Genomic DNA, 15,381 nt, shown 5'->3' with positions numbered 1-15,381 from the left:
AAAAAGTTCTCAACAGCTAAATGAAAATGTAAGGCTTTAAATTTAAAGGAAAGACAGCCCCTTAGAAAGGGGCTGTTATTGGAATGTTACTTATTGTCGGTATTGCTCAAACTCCAGACGTATGCCGCGACAAGTTGAACTTTGTCTTCACCCAGAATATCTTTCCAGGCAGGCATTACACCAGAGCGGCCGTTCATAACCGTTTCTGTAACATCGGCACGTGAGTCACCGAACAGCCAAATCTGGTCTGTTAGATCAGGTGCACCAACAGCTGGGTTACCTTTACCATCTGTACCGTGACATGCTGCACATACCACAAAGCGCGCTTTACCCGCTTCTGCTTCCCGTGCATTCACTTTACGGCCTGACAGGCTTAGTGTGTAACTCACAACTTCTTGTACGCCTTGCTCCCCAAGTGCATCCTTCCATGATGGCATCTGGCCAATGCGGCCTTGCATGATGGTCGTTACGATGGCTGTTGGTTCACCACCGTATAACCATGCGTTGTCAGTAAGGTTAGGAAAACCTTTCAGACCGCGCGCATCAGAACCGTGGCACTGTGAACAGTTCTGCAAGAACAAACGCTGACCAACCTTAATGGCTTCAGGATCTTGCGCAATTTCTGGAAGAGGGCGCAGACCGTTATCATTATGCGCCAGCTTGCGAAATGCTTCGCCAAAGTAGGCATCCGCATCATCAAGTTCTTTTGCATATTGGTTCAGTTGTTTATTTTCTTGCGCACGTGCAACCGCATCTTTTGACTCTTGCAATGTACGAACCGTTTGATCTGAACTCGTCCAGTTCAGGACACCTTTAAAGTTACCTAAACCAGGGAAAAGAGCCAGATAGATGGCAGCGAACACAAAAGTGCTCACGAACAGGTAGGTCCACCACTTAGGTAGTGGGTTATTTAGCTCGCGAATACCATCGTACTCGTGGCCCATGTCTTCTCCGTCCTCGACGCCCATTTTATCTTTAGCGCACCAGGCCAGGAGAATGGCACAGCCTACCAACGTACCGACAGTAATCACGATAATCCAGAGACTCCAGAATGTAGTCATTACTTCTTCACTCCTTGGTTATTTGAGGGCGTTTGCTCTTCGTCACCGAACACCAAGTAAGCATCTTGCTCAAAACGCGCTTTGCGTTTCTTGCTAAACGCCCACCAGACGATACCGATAAAGCTGGCGAAGAGTACAACGGTATAAATGCTATGAATTGTACCGAAATCCATGTAACCCCCTTACTTCATTGCATGACCAAGAGACTGAAGGTAAGCGATGATAGCGTCCATCTCTGTTTTACCTTCGACTTCTTTAGCCGCGTTCGCGATTTGTTCTTCTGTATATGGAACACCGAACTGGTTGCGGAACACTTCCAACTTCTTCTGAGTCAGTTTGCCATCCAGTACGTTTTCCTCCAGCCAAGGGAAGCCCGGCATGTTTGATTCAGGTACCAGTTCACGAGGGTTGATCAGGTGAACACGGTGCCATTCATCAGAGTAACGACCGCCAACACGCGCTAAATCCGGACCAGTACGTTTGGAACCCCAAAGGAATGGGTGTTCCCACACACTTTCGCCGGCAACCGAATAGTGCCCGTAGCGCTCTGTCTCTGAACGGAAAGGACGGATCATCTGGCTGTGGCAAACGTTACAACCTTCGCGGATGTATATGTCACGACCTTCCATTTCTAATGGCGTATAGGCTCGCAGATTTTCTACGGGCTCAGTCGTCTGCTTCTGGAAAATCAACGGGGTGATTTCTACAAGGGCACCCCAACTGATGGCAAACACGATAAAAATAGCCAGCAAACCGACATTACGTTCAATGATTTCGTGGCGATTATTAGAATTATTACTCATTCTTCAATCTCCTTATGCCGGTTGTGGAGCCGCTTTCAGGCTCTGCTTTGGTGCGGTCACGGTTTTGTACGTGTTGTATGCCATCAGGAACATACCAAACAGGAAGATGAAACCACCTAAGAAACGTACAAAATAGAACGGATAAGACGCTTCAACCGACTCTACAAAGCTGTATGTTAACGTACCGTCAGAGTTAACAGCACGCCACATCAGGCCTTGCATAACACCTGAAATCCACATTGCGACGATGTAAAGAACCGTACCAATCGTTGCTAACCAGAAGTGCACGTTGATCAGGCTAACCGAGTACATACGCTCTTGACCGAACAGGCGAGGGACAAGGTGATACACCGAGCCGATCGATACCATCGCAACCCAACCCAGAGCTCCAGAGTGAACATGGCCAACCGTCCAGTCTGTGTAGTGAGACAGGGCGTTCACGGTCTTAATCGACATCATCGGACCTTCAAAGGTCGACATACCGTAGAATGACAGGGATACGATTAGGAAACGTAGGATAGGATCGTAGCGAAGCTTATGCCACGCGCCAGACAGCGTCATGATACCGTTGATCATACCACCCCAAGAAGGCGCGAATAGAACCAAAGACATCACCATACCCAGAGACTGAGTCCAGTCAGGCAGTGCTGTGTAATGAAGGTGGTGAGGGCCAGCCCAAATGTACAGAGAAACCAGTGCCCAGAAGTGAACGATAGATAGACGGTAAGAATAAACAGGGCGTTCAGCTTGCTTAGGGACGAAGTAGTACATCATACCAAGGAAACCAGCCGTCAGCAGGAAACCTACCGCATTGTGTCCATACCACCATTGGACCATAGCATCCACTGCTCCGGAGTAAATCGAGTAGGATTTACCCATAGAAACAGGAATAGCCATACTGTTTACAATGTGAAGTACTGCTACCGTGATAATAAAGGCACCGAAAAACCAGTTAGCCACATAGATATGTGAGGTATTACGCTTTATCAGTGTTCCGAAGAACACGACGGCGTAAGATACCCATACAACCGCAATTGCGATATCAATAGGCCATTCTAGTTCAGCATACTCTTTACCTGAGGTTAACCCCAGAGGAAGAGTGATTGCTGCGGCTAGGATAATTGCTTGCCAACCCCAGAAGGTGAAGGCAACGAGTGGGCCACCAAAAAGACGTGTTTGACAGGTACGCTGAACAACATAATAAGATGTTGCGAACAGAGCACTGGTACCAAACGCGAAAATTACCGCATTAGTATGCAATGGACGTAAACGACTGTACGTCAACCACGGCGTATCAAAGTTTAGCTGTGGCCAAACTAACTGAGCGGCAATCAAAACACCAACAGCCATACCAACTATGCCCCATAAAATGGTCACAAGGGTAAATTGGCGAACGACTGTATAGTTGTAGTTTTGTTCAAGCTGCTTTACTTGGCTCATTTGCATGCTTCCAATTTCTAATTAACTACACTTTACTTCCAACACGACTTGCGTCGTAATGCCACCCAAGTAAACGCCAGAATACAAGTGTAATCATCACTTTATTTCTGTTGCTGACTTTAATGAAAAGTGGCATTTTCACCGTGACACTATACTTGAATTAACAAATCAATGACAGGGTGATAACCTTACCAGTGCTCAGGAAATCATTTTTTATTCAAAAAGTTTGAACTTTGTAACAAGGATATTTGGAAATATGCCAGCACAAAAGTTAACAAAGGGGCGGCTTGCACAAATCTTAATCATGCTCAGTCTGTTAGTCACAGCATTTATGTGGCGTAGCCTTAGTCACCAAAGTACGCGGACCGTTGACTGTTCACAAAAAATTCGATGCGATGTAACAATTGGGGGAGAGAAAATCACGATAAAACAGAATAGGGGGGAAATATCAATTCAAAGCGCCGAAAATAGCAGATTGAAAATTGATCCAAATCAAGCGGGAGCCCTCCAAAGCTTATCGAATAATGATGGAAATTTACGTACCATAATCATTCCTGAAGATAGAGTGGTTCAGTTGCGTTTAGATGGGCAAATAGTTGACGTAAAACTATAAATTAGATCTGAGCCGAGGTTATCGAATAATTATTACGCTAACCCTTGATATTTCGGATTTGCAACGAATATGGTCAAATGAAATCACTCTGAACAATAATTAATATCATTTATGCATTGTCAATCGTTATTTAGCCACATAACAGATGAAGAATCCGCGATAAGATATTTTCGGCAGGCACTAGATGACGAAAATCTTGCGTTTCTGATTTGTTACTACACACAAGAATACAACCCAAAAGTCTTGCATCAGTCGTTGAGAAAATCTTTTCCAAATATTCCATTCCATGGCGCTAGTTCTTGCCAAGCAGTTATGACCGAGCAAGGCTATCATGCAGGTCCAGTGATTGCGATGCTTGCCATTTATGATTCGCGTGAACACGCATATGGCACCGGTTTGTGTTCTTATGTGGAGCCTGGCGATTCTGGTGTGTATGAAGTCAACCAGGCTCTCGATATGGCATTACTTCATGCCAACCGGGTAGGGGAAGTCCCCAATCTTATTTTGTTGCATTCAACACCTGGGTGTGAAGAGGAGCAAATTAAAGCTCTTGATGAAAGGCTTGGGACTTTGGTTCCTATTATTGGCGGGTCCGCGGCAGATAATGAAATCGCGCAGAAATGGTCGATAATGACGACACAGGGAACATCCGGAAATGGGGTGAGTATGACGTTGTTTTTCTCATCTCAACCGGTAGAAATTGCATTCAGTGCCGGACACATACCAACAAAAATCAAAGGCATAGCGACGAAAACCGACCAACGATGTTTAATGGAAATTGATCATCGCCCTGCGCTTGAGGTCTACCGGGAATGGATGGATAAGCATAGCGAGCAAATGGAGCAGGACACATTTCTGTTTGGTGTTGCCAGTGCTTATCCAATCGGTCGTGTTGCCGGGAAAATATATGACAGGCCTTACTACAAACTGTCACACCCAGTTCGTGGTACCGAAAATGGTGGGCTTGAGACATTCACCACCATCAAAGAAGGTGAAGAGCTGTATCTGATGAAAGGCAGCCGGGAAAACTTAGTCGGGCGGGCAGCGCGAGTGGTAAGTAACGCACTGAATCAGAAGGTTCTTGAGTCTCCCAAAATTGGGGCGATCAACATTTTTTGTGCAGGGCCAATGCGTTATCTTAAACAAGATATTGATAGTATCTGTGAGCAATTAAATAAGGAGCTTGATGAGCTACCATTTATTTGTCCGTTTACCTTTGGTGAGCAAGGTAGGTTCATCGGCGGTGAAATTGGGCATGGTAATTTGATGATTTCATCGGCAGTTTTTCACAAATCGTATGAATGATAGTTATAAAGACATATCCCAGCAAGAAGCATTACAAGAAGCGCTGGTAGAACTACAACGCGCCAGAGAAAGGGAGCGTTTGTTGGCCGACGAAAACCGGGCGATTCTCTCTGCGATCTCTGCTATCGGTGAAGCCGAAAATCGCCATGAGATCTTTTATGGGTTGCAGACAGTTTTAAAAAAATACATCGATTTTGATGATTTTGTTGTGATTAGCCGTGACAGTGAGTTTAACCATTTCTCCACATCGCTCACCACGAACATTGGCTTTGATAATACATTCTGGTTACAGGGTAACGTATTTGAAAGGGCATTGAATGGTGATTGCATTTTGCTGTTTGAACCTCAAAAGCTGAAGGAGTTTGAGGCATTAAATAGTTCGGCCGGTAAAAAGATCAAGTCTTTGATTTTAACCGGGATCCGATCCGAAGTGACACAGAACATCATTTTGCTTATCGGTGGGGAGAAAGGCCATTTTAGTTTAGAGAATCGTGAAACATTGCGGCGCTTTAGGCCCTTGATTGAACGGGCACTGAAAGAAATAGAGGTCAAAGAGAAGTTACAACGTATCGTTGAGGTGAGAACTATACAACTGGCTACCGCGAGAGAAGAGGCAGAAAAGGCCAACAAATCCAAGTCTGATTTTCTCGCGATGATGAGTCATGAACTCAGAACACCGCTTAACTCCGTGCTGGGGATGCTTGATGTACTAAAGCAGTCCTCGTTGTCCGGGGAGTATTTGGATGTTCTGTTGCAGATGGAATTATCTGCAGAACTGCTTCTTACCATTATCAGTGACATTTTAGATCTGTCGAAAATTGAATCCGGTAGCTTTAGGCTCAATGAGCAATGGTGCGACGTAAGTGACACTGTGTCTTTTTTAATTTTGCAACAAAAACAATTGGCTATAAGCAAAAACCTGCAGTTCGAGTTGCAGGTTTCCACTGAAAACAACACGGAGCATTGGCTGGATCCGATGCGCCTCTCACAGATCTTGTTTAACCTTGTCGGTAATGCCGTTAAGTTTACCGATCGTGGTAAAGTAGAAGTATGTATTGAGATCGAAGCAAACGAGTTATTTGTTACTGTTGAAGACTCCGGAATTGGGATTCCAGCAGACAAGCTAAAGAATGTGTTTAAGGCATTTCATCAAGCAGACAGTTCAATTACCCGAAGGTTTGGTGGTACGGGCTTAGGCCTGGCAATTAGTAAATGCCTGATTGAGCTAATGAAAGGAACAATTGATGTTACCAGTGAGCCGAATGTCGGAACTAAGTTCTTAGTGTCGATTCCGGTGCGCAGCCGTGTTAAACAATCATTGCCGTCAAAAGAGCCAGAAGAGCTTGTTGAAGCAACAGATAAGGCACTCAATATTTTGGTTGTAGAAGACACGCAGTCTAATCAGTTAGTCATTAAGCTCTTGCTTAATAAATTGGGTCACAATGTCTGTATCGCGAATAATGGCGTAGAAGCGGTAAGCTTGGTCACTGAAAGGCAAGATAGCATTGATGTTATCTTTATGGACGTCTCTATGCCAGTTATGGATGGTATCACGGCTACAGAACTAATACGGCGCAAAGGGATAAAGACTCCGATCATCGCGCTAACTGCACATGCACATGAAAATGACAAAACAAAATGTATTGAGGCTGGCATGAATGGTTTTGTATCAAAACCCATCAGACAGCAAGATCTTAATACGATAATACGTTCGCATTTATGTGGCATGAATCATTAATATAGATCTATCCAATCTTCTGATTGGTTAGATCTATATTAAGTATTTTATGGTAAATGGCGATTATGTTTAATCACAGCAAGAATTAGGGGTTAGTGTTCAAAATCACACAAGTAGGGTATCACTGACAACACTGCTTAATCATAGCTAAACTCAATTTAACATAACACATATAATACGCGCCTTGGGTGTGGGCGCGAAGTTGTAATGTCCGTTATGAGTTACTTCAAAATATCTCCTCAATTATGGTCTCAGCCGACATTTTTCATTGTGGTTTATTGAGGATTCTTTTTCTGATGATTGCTATACGTGGCAAAGTTCTATTGCGTTTTAAAATCATCAATTGCGACGTATTTGATAATTAACCTGGGCAAATTGATTGTCTTAGCCATTTCATTTACCGACCTTACGTACAACGTCATCCGAAAAGATTTGTCTCTTAACTTTGTTCAAACGCCAGTGCTTTGTTTTTTCCTGCGTAATGGTTTGCTGAATGATTTTTGTCGTTAGAAAAAACGGCACCATAAATTTGGGCTCACATCTTGCTGACTCAAACCATGGCAATTGCCACAACACAGACTGCCATATTCGCAACAACGATCAGTGCCCAAACTTTCCCTTTATCATTCCATGACTGCTGGCTTATAAAGCGTTGGCGTAACTTATCGTCCGTAAGCTCTAAGTATCTGCGCTCTAAAAAATACCGGTTAATTGCGTCGTAACATTCACAATTATGGTCACGGCTATAATCCATTAGTCCTCTTGGGTGGCCCAATTGTTGATGGAGTTTTGGATAATGGCGAGTTGCTTTCAGCAACAAGTGAAAGCGCAGAGCATATAACACAGCAGTAGTAAAAATAGCACCAACGCTTATCAGTGACAGAAATAGCCAGATGATCACTTGTTGTTCCTATAAGTTATTCGGATGAAAAACCTGGCAGTAACGCTCGACATTATGTGCCCTGCCCTTAGCCTTTTCTCAGTAGTCTAACCATACATTGTAACGTCCTTGTTCGTCAGTATTTATTTGCATTGATTATAACTGCTACTGATGCTCTGTTTTCTGCCTATTTCTATTGAGTGCACGCTACAAGCTTTTCTTGAGCTGGTATTTATGGAGCATCGCCTGTTGATGTCCGGCAATATCAGCGACCTGCTCTGAGCTTTCAACCATAGATTGAAGTTGTAACTTGGTTTTGTCACTTTGCTCTGAAATGTGGTTAATTGAGCACGATACGGCAGCAGTAGCGCTTTGCTGACGTTCTGTTGCCTGCGATATTTGTTCTACACGCCCAACAATATGCTTCACGGCGTTATCGATATCCGTAAATGCCGATTTTACATCATCGCTCGACTGCAACGCTGATGCCATTTCTGCACGAGATTCGGTCACCGCCAGACGTGATTTTTTGGCTGCGGTCAACAGCTCGTTCATCATCGTACGGATATTGGTGGTTTGTTGAGAAGTATCACTGGCTAATTTGCGCACTTCATCCGCAACCACAGCAAAACCACGCCCTTGCTCACCGGCGCGCGCGGCTTCTATTGCTGCATTCAATGCCAGAAGATTGGTGTTGTCCGCAATACTACTGATCATGTCGACCATTTCACGGATTTGTTTGACTTGCTGATCAAGTTCCGACATCGACTGTTCATTGATGTTTAGCGAGCGCTCTAATGATTGCAGCCGTACCCGATTTTCGGAGATCACCTCTACACCGCGCAATGAGTGGTTTGTCGCTATTTGTGCATCTTGATAGGAGTTATTAGTGATGTTTGAGATGTCACGGATCGATGCATCCAGTTGGTTAATTGTCGTCACCATGTCTGCCACCGCTTGATTCTGTTTAAGCAGGCTATGGTTACTCTGTTCAGCCGCATCATGGCTAATCTCCGCAGTTTGATACAGTGTTTCACAATTTCGGGTCACTGTTTCAATCGAATCGTGAGTGGAACTGATAACTTGGTTGAGTTTATCGGCTACTTCTTTTAACTCGAACGGGCCGATAGCTTTTGTATAGCCAGCCAGGTCATGTTCGGTAAGACGTGACAAATGGTGCAAGATGTTACGCAAACCACGATTAACCCATTTCCTTAAGCCAAACCAACTCAGTGCTATCACCATTGCTATCACAGCGCAGGCCGTAACCATCATGATACTGATGGTTGATATTGTCGCATGAACCAGTTCTTCTCTTTGTGAGATCATATTAGCTGCCGAACTTGATACTTCATCAAGTAACTGCATGGTTTCGTCAGCCAATTGTGTTGCCTGATTTAAAGCGTTTTTTTGTGACTCAGCGAGTTCGAGTTTTATCAGGATGAGCCGTAGGATGCCGTCCGGCTTGAAACCCTCACTGACCATTTCATACGGAGCTGTGAGGCTGGCAAATTCAGTCACATCCGGGTGCAATTCTTTAAAGTCGTCATAGGCCAAATCAATTCCTGCGATTCGGTTGCGCATTTCCCGGTACTCTTGCTCCGCTTTAGACAACTCGTTTTGCATCACCATCTGGAGAAATGTACTCTCCATTGAACTGGCAGAGGCTATGAACCGATTGGCCGCATCTTGCGAAACAGGGTTATCGTTGCTTAAAAAGGAGCTGATCCGATTCATTTCAGGGCCAATCGAGCTGAGTCCATAACGGAATCCTCCTATTTCTGCGTCGATTTTCTCTTGTAGCTGGATAACTTCCGTTTGTGTTGAGAGTATCGATGTATTGAGTTGCACAAGCAGGTAGATATTAGTAGAGAGCTTATCGGCGAGCTCAGGTGCCAGCTCTAAGGAGTGTTCGATTAGGGCTACATTTTTGTTTGCCAGGATCGAGAGGTGTTGTTGTATCGCGGTGAGTTCGTCCAAATTGGCGCTTTGCATGCCAAGATTTAACAGTTTAACTTGTTCCAGGACGTTTCGGGTTAGGCTCGCATTGGCCATTGCGAGCGGTAATGCTCGCTGTGATAAATCATCAAATTCTTCGCCTAGTTTGTTCATGCCTTTGAAACTGGATACAGAAAGGGCTATAACAAGGCAAATAATGGTTAAAAATATACCACTGATCGCTTGGATCAGTGAAAGGGAAAAACCTAAACGTTTGCGCGCAACCATAGTCATTAATTGTTCTTTGATGGGTTATTCCGCCATTCTCGCTTCAGAGGCATAAAAGCGATAAAAAACGGAGAGTTGCAACCAATACTATGAGTTGGTTATGACGGTAATATTTCAGAAATAAGTCACAAGGATGAAAGGTGATGCGACTTCAGAATGTAATATTCTCTTTAGTATTCAGTTCTATACTAATAGCATGTTCTTCCGAACCAATTCCGGAAGCCTTCCAAAGCACACACAGCCAACCAGCGAACCACTTGTTGTCAGGTAACCCGCAGTTGTACCAATTTTATCGAGAATGGTATGGCACCCCCTACCGCCTGGGTGGTACGCAAAAATCAGGAATTGACTGCTCTGCTTTTGTACAAAAAGCATTTTTGGAGGCATACCAGCTGTCTCTGCCAAGAACAGCTAAGCAGCAGTCAATTAAAGGCAAGCAATTAAGTTGGAATGAAGCGAAGCAAGGTGACCTGGTCTTTTTCAAGACGCGTAGAAACGTTTACCATGTAGGTATTTATCTGGGTAATAAGCAATTCATGCATGCGTCAACGTCTAAAGGGGTTATCATTTCCCGAATTGACACACCCTATTGGGCTGATAAATTTTGGCAGATAAGAAGGGTTAATATCTAACCCTTCTCGACACTTTAATCGTAAGTTGCTACCGCAGTATCAAATAGGTTTTTAACTAATGCGATGTACTCTTCCAGAAAGGCGATCTGCTCATTGGTGGCTTTTTTGTTCCACACTCCCGCTAAAACTTCGCCCAGGTCCTCGACAACAGCATCCGCCTCTTTGAGCAGTTTAAAACGAACACTGGAGTGCAACTCTGGATTTTGTTCAAAAATGGCCATGATGTTTGACGCGACCATATCGGTAACCACGTCTTCAATGCTTTCTGTACCAGTATCACCAACCTCGGTCGTGAAAATATCCAAATTAAGTGACAGATGCTCGATTAGAGCCAGGTATCCTTCGGTTTCTACAACCACTGCTTTTCTCCGTTTGATGCCTGCCTTCAGAACTGAAAGCGAACTGGTTTCAATACTAAGACATGCAGAGAAAATTTCATTAATTTATTTCAAATAAATGGAGATTCATGTTTCAGGTGAATGGATTTTAATCATCTAGAATTGCGCTATGGCAACAAGTTTGGTTACGACCACTTTCTTTCGCGCTATACAGTGCGGAATCTGCGCATTTCAACCATTGAGTGTGATTTTCAAAGCTGGAGTTGAACTCACATACACCGATGCTGATGGTGTAATTGATTAGGTAGTCTTCAACTTTTACGATTTCTTGCTCGATGCGTTTTCTCAGCCGCTCGGCGAAGTAACTCGCCTGCTCCTGATTGGTATTGGGCAAAATAACGGTGAACTCTTCGCCACCGAAGCGGCCGCAAATATCACTGCTTCTCGCGGTTCTTCGTAATAAATTCGCTGTGCGGCGAATCACTTCGTCGCCGGTTTGGTGGCCGTATGTGTCATTGACTTTTTTGAAGTGATCGATATCAAAAATCACTAATGAACAAGCCGCATCCATCACCTTCAGTTTAGCAAACTCGTCTTTTAAAGACTGCTCCCAATATGCGCGGTTAAACAGCCCGGTTAATCCGTCTTTGCGACTGATTTCTGACAAATGCTGGTTGGTTTCCCGGAGGTGGATCCGGTTGCGTGCGGTCTCTGATACATCATTCACTTGAATAGCGATATGATTGATCTCACCAGATAATGAGCGCAATGGCGTAATTACAATATCCTGATACATGTAATTACTTCCGTTAGAAACCGGTGAAAAGTTTTGAAATTTAAACAGGTAAGGTCGGTTTTCCCAGCTTGAAAATGAACGCGTTTCCAAGTCTTCGGCGGTCTTTATCTTGGTCTCCAACCAGGTTCGGGGTAAATCTTGAAAATGCTCAAACAGGCACTGGCCAAGAATATTCTGTGAAAGTACGCCGCTATAAGATTGCATGAAACTGTTCCAGACACACACCCGGTAGTCTTTATCTAAAACGACCAGCCCCGAGTCCATGGTGTCCAGGATTTGTGTTACCCAGTGAAAATCTGCAATGTCTAGCGTCATATCTGACATTAAAGTGACTCCATTATTTGATAAATGATTTCAACTGAGGGTTTGTCAATCAGAAATAAGACTTCACAATTAAAATCAAGCGATTCGGCCATGTAGGTGTACTCGATGGTAAATAGCTGACCTGACTCACAGTCTTCCTCTTCAAAAGGTGGCACGGAGTCGATAATGGCGGGTTGGCGGAGTGAAAACTGCTTATCTAATTGATTACCTAGAGAGATTAAAAAAGATGATACCAATAAATTTGCAACGTTCAGTATGATTTCGTTGTGTGGGGTAAACTCGAGCAGGTAACCCAAGCGTTCTCCGATTTGGTTGATGTCTTTACCTCGCAAGCAAACCAACGCTTCACCATGAATCCCGCCACCTACAAAGCGTTGTGATACGGCCACAGAACCATCGCGGCCAATGACATCAACCAACATCATATGTAGCTCACCACAAGATAATGGCCCCACATGTGGTACTGGTAAGTGGATAAACTCATGCAAGTGGTCAGCCATGATGGCCGCCCCTTTGCCCAAGGCTATATTGGCTACTTCCTTAAATTTTACCAGGCTGTTGATTTCACAGGAGTATATGTCTTCATTAATATCATTTGCTGAAGTTCCAAATGAATAATGTAACCCTAGCTGTTTATACAGTGGGATGACTTGCTCTTCGGTGAAGGGTTTTTCCAGGAAGTCTATTGCGCCTAGATCCAGACAACGCTGTTTAGCCTCTTGTTGGACATCGCCTGAGACAATGATGACCTTAGTGGGGTAATTACTCACAGGTAAAGCTTCAAGCAGTTCGAAACCATCCATAACAGGCATGGTCAAATCCAGAAACAGAACGTCTACGTTCTGTTCTGTCATAATTTGGAGGGCTTCGTATCCGTCCTGAGCTTCGAGCAGGTGCAATGACGAATCTTGTAGGATTGATCGGGAAATCAGCTTTCGTGCGACTGCCGAATCATCACAAATCAGTATTTTCATGTCACCTATGGAACTAATGTCAAAAAAAATATAATACTCCTTGTATACCTATAGCTCCATATGCTAGTTCGAAATATGAAGGAATTATAAGAGACTTAATTCACAGATATGCATATTTTTTAGCAAGTGAGGTCAATTTTATCGCTGAAGTTTGCTGTATCACCCGCCAAACTGGCGCCAGTTAGCCTAAACTATTGTTGATATAACAAATTGACGAGGTTTTCTATGTGGCAAGCAATCACACAGCAGCTTTCTGATACCTTGATGTTCGAATATCAACTTGTTGAGAAGGTAAGGCTTTCCGGGGGAGATATTAGTGAAAGTTATATGATCAACGATGGTGAACAACGTTACTTTGTAAAAATTAACGAACGTGAATTCTTGCCTAAATTTGAAGCTGAAGCGGAAAGTCTTCACCTTATGAGAGAAACTTCAACGGTTTTTGTTCCTGAAGTAGTCGACATCGGAAAGACCAAAACCCACGCTTTTCTTATCCTTAATTATCTACCCACCAAACCACTCGAAGACTCTGTAAACAGTTTTGAGTTCGGTCAGCAACTTGCCAAACTGCATTTATGGGGCGAGCAAAAAGAGTTTGGCTTCGACACCGATAATTATATAGGTTCCACATTGCAGCCCAACCAATGGCATAAAAAATGGGCGGTCTTTTTTGCTGAACAGCGAATTGGCTGGCAACTTCAGCTATTGAAAGAAAAAGGCGTTACTTTAGTCGATGATATTGATGATTTTATCGACGTGGTTAAGGGGCATTTGTCCGGACATTCGGTGACCCCTTCTCTACTGCACGGCGACCTATGGAATGGCAATGCGGCGCTAACGGCTGTGGGACCGATTTGTTTTGATCCTGCTTGTTACTGGGGAGATCGTGAGTGTGACATCGCCATGACTGAATTGTTTGGGGGCTTCCATCCCGATTTTTACGCCGGATATGAATCTGTCGCTCCCCTTAGTGCCAGCTATGTTGAACGGCGCGAGATTTACAATCTCTACCACATCTTAAATCACTGCAACTTATTTGGCGGTCATTATTTAGAACAGGCTCAAGGCATGGTCACCAGGGTGCTTTCCTATTGAACTATTTGAATTATATAAAATAAAACATGTTTCATATTGTAAATCTTCGACACACATCACTTCACATTAATGGCCCCAAGATCGCTAGTGAGTTTGGGGTCAAGTTTTGTACTTATTTCGAATCAATTAGCAACAACATCACCTAGTATCAAAGGGGACTAGTGATTTAAAGGCTCGAAATAGTTCGAGCCTGATTCAGAGTTAACAGGGGCTGTTTTTCTTACCTATATTGACAGTAAAAGCCCCTATCGCAGTACCAGGAGTGATGTATGCGTAACTACACTGAGAGATATGTAAAATGCCCGCATTGCGGTCATTCTATTGGCATAACCTTGGATGCCAGCAACGGTGATCAAGAGTTTTATGATGACTGCCCTGCATGTTGTCATGCTATCCATCTTAATATGAAAGTGGATGAGTTACAGGATAAGGTAGAGCTGTTTATTGATGATGATTACGAGTAATTGGTGAGTTTACGCAACTAATAATAAGGAGCAGTTTTCTGCTCCCTTTTCGCGACTATGCCATGTTTCGGGCAGCCAATACGCGTTCGACGGTATCAACAATAGCCTGAGTTTGAGGATCAAATTCGATATTAACCCATTCACCTACTTTTCTTTTGCCAAACAAGGTTCTCTGTAACGTTTCGGGAATTAAATGCACAGAGAAACGCATCGCTTCAACATTGCCTATTGTCAGCGAACAGCCATCAATGCCGATGTACCCTTTCTCTAACACATATTTCATTTTCTCTTTGGGGAGATGAAACCAGATTGTCCGGTTATTCGGGGTATCAATGATCTCATCAATCTCGGCAACCAAACTAATATGCCCGGACATGCTATGGCCACCAATTTCATCACCAAACTTAGCCGCGCGTTCAATGTTAACCTCATCACCTACACCCAGCTGCCCGAGGTTGGTTAACGCTAAAGTCGCTTGCATCAAATCAAAACTTATATGGTTACCATCAATCTTGGTTACGGTTAAACAGCAGCCGTTGTGCGCCACTGAAGCACCAACTTCAAGTCCTTGGCTGAGTTCAGGTGGTAATAAGATTACATGGGTCTGAAAATCTTGCTTTTTATCAATTTGGCTAACTGTGGCGGTTCCCTGAACAATACCTGTAAACATGTGTTTGTACCTTTGTTTTGTT

General features: G+C 43.8%; 16 protein-coding genes. 6 read left to right on the top strand and 10 right to left on the bottom strand.

Annotated features, from left to right (window positions below; genetic code table 11):
• Window positions 1-86: 86 nt before the first annotated feature.
• From ccoP to ccoN, 4 genes are read right to left on the bottom strand one after another with little or no spacing between them, the layout of a single operon-like run.
• Window positions 87-1,061: a cytochrome-c oxidase, cbb3-type subunit III gene (gene ccoP / locus P2G85_RS00455; RefSeq protein ID WP_275862140.1), complete on the bottom strand. Its 975-nt coding sequence runs from the start codon at window positions 1,059-1,061 to the stop codon at window positions 87-89.
• Window positions 1,061-1,234 (bottom strand): CcoQ/FixQ family Cbb3-type cytochrome c oxidase assembly chaperone, encoded by a 174-nt coding sequence (locus P2G85_RS00450; protein ID WP_275862139.1) that lies wholly within the window; start codon window positions 1,232-1,234, stop codon window positions 1,061-1,063. The genes ccoP and P2G85_RS00450 overlap by 1 nt, the downstream gene beginning before the upstream one ends.
• A 9-nt stretch (window positions 1,235-1,243) precedes the next feature.
• Window positions 1,244-1,864 carry a cytochrome-c oxidase, cbb3-type subunit II gene (ccoO, locus tag P2G85_RS00445; protein ID WP_275862138.1) on the bottom strand — a complete coding sequence of 207 codons (621 nt, stop codon included), beginning with the start codon at window positions 1,862-1,864 and terminating at the stop codon, window positions 1,244-1,246.
• A 12-nt stretch (window positions 1,865-1,876) separates the two neighbouring features.
• The gene (gene ccoN / locus P2G85_RS00440) at window positions 1,877-3,304 is read right to left on the bottom strand and encodes a cytochrome-c oxidase, cbb3-type subunit I (protein WP_275862137.1); all 1,428 of its coding nucleotides are present in this window, start codon (window positions 3,302-3,304) and stop codon (window positions 1,877-1,879) included.
• Window positions 3,305-3,560: 256 nt separating this feature from the next.
• Here ccoN and P2G85_RS00435 point away from each other — a divergent pair, with 256 nt between their 5' ends.
• The 3 genes from P2G85_RS00435 to P2G85_RS00425 all read left to right on the top strand — a co-directional run bounded on the left by P2G85_RS00435 (window position 3,561) and on the right by P2G85_RS00425 (window position 6,960).
• A complete protein-coding gene (locus P2G85_RS00435) occupies window positions 3,561-3,917 on the top strand; it encodes a hypothetical protein (protein WP_275862136.1) in 357 nt (118 codons plus the stop codon).
• Between the two features lie 111 nt (window positions 3,918-4,028).
• Window positions 4,029-5,222, top strand: coding sequence for an FIST N-terminal domain-containing protein (locus tag P2G85_RS00430; protein WP_275862135.1), 1,194 nt, complete (start codon window positions 4,029-4,031; stop codon window positions 5,220-5,222).
• Window positions 5,215-6,960: a response regulator gene (locus tag P2G85_RS00425; protein WP_275862134.1), complete on the top strand. Its 1,746-nt coding sequence runs from the start codon at window positions 5,215-5,217 to the stop codon at window positions 6,958-6,960. Before P2G85_RS00430 ends, P2G85_RS00425 begins: the two co-directional genes overlap by 8 nt.
• 550 nt (window positions 6,961-7,510) lie before the next feature.
• Here P2G85_RS00425 and P2G85_RS00420 read toward each other — a convergent pair.
• Both P2G85_RS00420 and P2G85_RS00415 read right to left on the bottom strand, forming a co-directional pair.
• Entirely contained in the window at window positions 7,511-7,861 is a 351-nt protein-coding gene (locus P2G85_RS00420; RefSeq protein WP_275862133.1) for a hypothetical protein, read from the bottom strand.
• A gap of 186 nt (window positions 7,862-8,047) precedes the next feature.
• Window positions 8,048-10,066, bottom strand: coding sequence for a methyl-accepting chemotaxis protein (locus P2G85_RS00415; protein ID WP_275862485.1), 2,019 nt, complete (start codon window positions 10,064-10,066; stop codon window positions 8,048-8,050).
• Between the two features lie 140 nt (window positions 10,067-10,206).
• On the opposite strand from P2G85_RS00415, the gene P2G85_RS00410 reads away from it, so the two are divergent.
• Window positions 10,207-10,698 (top strand): NlpC/P60 family protein, encoded by a 492-nt coding sequence (locus tag P2G85_RS00410; RefSeq protein ID WP_275862132.1) that lies wholly within the window; start codon window positions 10,207-10,209, stop codon window positions 10,696-10,698.
• A gap of 14 nt (window positions 10,699-10,712) precedes the next feature.
• Here P2G85_RS00410 and P2G85_RS00405 read toward each other — a convergent pair whose 3' ends face one another.
• The 3 genes from P2G85_RS00405 to P2G85_RS00395 all read right to left on the bottom strand — a co-directional run bounded on the left by P2G85_RS00405 (window position 10,713) and on the right by P2G85_RS00395 (window position 13,130).
• On the bottom strand, window positions 10,713-11,057 hold the full coding sequence (locus P2G85_RS00405; RefSeq protein WP_275862131.1) for a DUF3802 family protein: 345 nt from the start codon (window positions 11,055-11,057) through the stop codon (window positions 10,713-10,715).
• 127 nt (window positions 11,058-11,184) lie between these two features.
• Window positions 11,185-12,156, bottom strand: a complete 972-nt coding sequence (locus tag P2G85_RS00400; protein WP_275862130.1) for a sensor domain-containing diguanylate cyclase — start codon at window positions 12,154-12,156, stop codon at window positions 11,185-11,187.
• Window positions 12,156-13,130, bottom strand: coding sequence for a response regulator (locus P2G85_RS00395; protein WP_275862129.1), 975 nt, complete (start codon window positions 13,128-13,130; stop codon window positions 12,156-12,158). Before P2G85_RS00395 ends, P2G85_RS00400 begins: the two co-directional genes overlap by 1 nt.
• 225 nt (window positions 13,131-13,355) lie before the next feature.
• Between P2G85_RS00395 and P2G85_RS00390 the strand changes: the two genes are divergently transcribed.
• Complete coding sequence (locus P2G85_RS00390; protein WP_275862128.1) at window positions 13,356-14,225, top strand: fructosamine kinase family protein; 870 nt, start codon at window positions 13,356-13,358, stop codon at window positions 14,223-14,225.
• 269 nt (window positions 14,226-14,494) lie between these two features.
• Entirely contained in the window at window positions 14,495-14,689 is a 195-nt protein-coding gene (locus tag P2G85_RS00385; RefSeq protein WP_275862127.1) for a CPXCG motif-containing cysteine-rich protein, read from the top strand.
• 55 nt (window positions 14,690-14,744) lie between these two features.
• Here P2G85_RS00385 and P2G85_RS00380 read toward each other — a convergent pair whose 3' ends face one another.
• Window positions 14,745-15,359 carry a riboflavin synthase subunit alpha gene (locus tag P2G85_RS00380; protein WP_275862484.1) on the bottom strand — a complete coding sequence of 205 codons (615 nt, stop codon included), beginning with the start codon at window positions 15,357-15,359 and terminating at the stop codon, window positions 14,745-14,747.
• Between the last annotated feature and the right edge of the window lie 22 nt (window positions 15,360-15,381).

The organism is Vibrio sp. CAU 1672 (assembly GCF_029223195.1).
Classification (GTDB): Bacteria; Pseudomonadota; Gammaproteobacteria; order Enterobacterales; family Vibrionaceae; genus Vibrio.
This window is presented reverse-complemented; position numbering and strand designations above follow the sequence as displayed.

Coding starts and splice junctions, on each gene's coding strand:
- ccoP (WP_275862140.1), bottom strand. CDS start 1,061: ATGACTACATTCTGGAGTCTCTGGATTATCGTGATTACTGTCGGTACG.
- P2G85_RS00450 (WP_275862139.1), bottom strand. CDS start 1,234: ATGGATTTCGGTACAATTCATAGCATTTATACCGTTGTACTCTTCGCC.
- ccoO (WP_275862138.1), bottom strand. CDS start 1,864: ATGAGTAATAATTCTAATAATCGCCACGAAATCATTGAACGTAATGTC.
- ccoN (WP_275862137.1), bottom strand. CDS start 3,304: ATGAGCCAAGTAAAGCAGCTTGAACAAAACTACAACTATACAGTCGTT.
- P2G85_RS00435 (WP_275862136.1), top strand. CDS start 3,561: ATGCCAGCACAAAAGTTAACAAAGGGGCGGCTTGCACAAATCTTAATC.
- P2G85_RS00430 (WP_275862135.1), top strand. CDS start 4,029: ATGCATTGTCAATCGTTATTTAGCCACATAACAGATGAAGAATCCGCG.
- P2G85_RS00425 (WP_275862134.1), top strand. CDS start 5,215: ATGAATGATAGTTATAAAGACATATCCCAGCAAGAAGCATTACAAGAA.
- P2G85_RS00415 (WP_275862485.1), bottom strand. CDS start 10,066: ATGGTTGCGCGCAAACGTTTAGGTTTTTCCCTTTCACTGATCCAAGCG.
- P2G85_RS00400 (WP_275862130.1), bottom strand. CDS start 12,156: ATGTCAGATATGACGCTAGACATTGCAGATTTTCACTGGGTAACACAA.
- P2G85_RS00395 (WP_275862129.1), bottom strand. CDS start 13,130: ATGAAAATACTGATTTGTGATGATTCGGCAGTCGCACGAAAGCTGATT.
- P2G85_RS00390 (WP_275862128.1), top strand. CDS start 13,356: ATGTGGCAAGCAATCACACAGCAGCTTTCTGATACCTTGATGTTCGAA.
- P2G85_RS00385 (WP_275862127.1), top strand. CDS start 14,495: ATGCGTAACTACACTGAGAGATATGTAAAATGCCCGCATTGCGGTCAT.
- P2G85_RS00380 (WP_275862484.1), bottom strand. CDS start 15,359: ATGTTTACAGGTATTGTTCAGGGAACCGCCACAGTTAGCCAAATTGAT.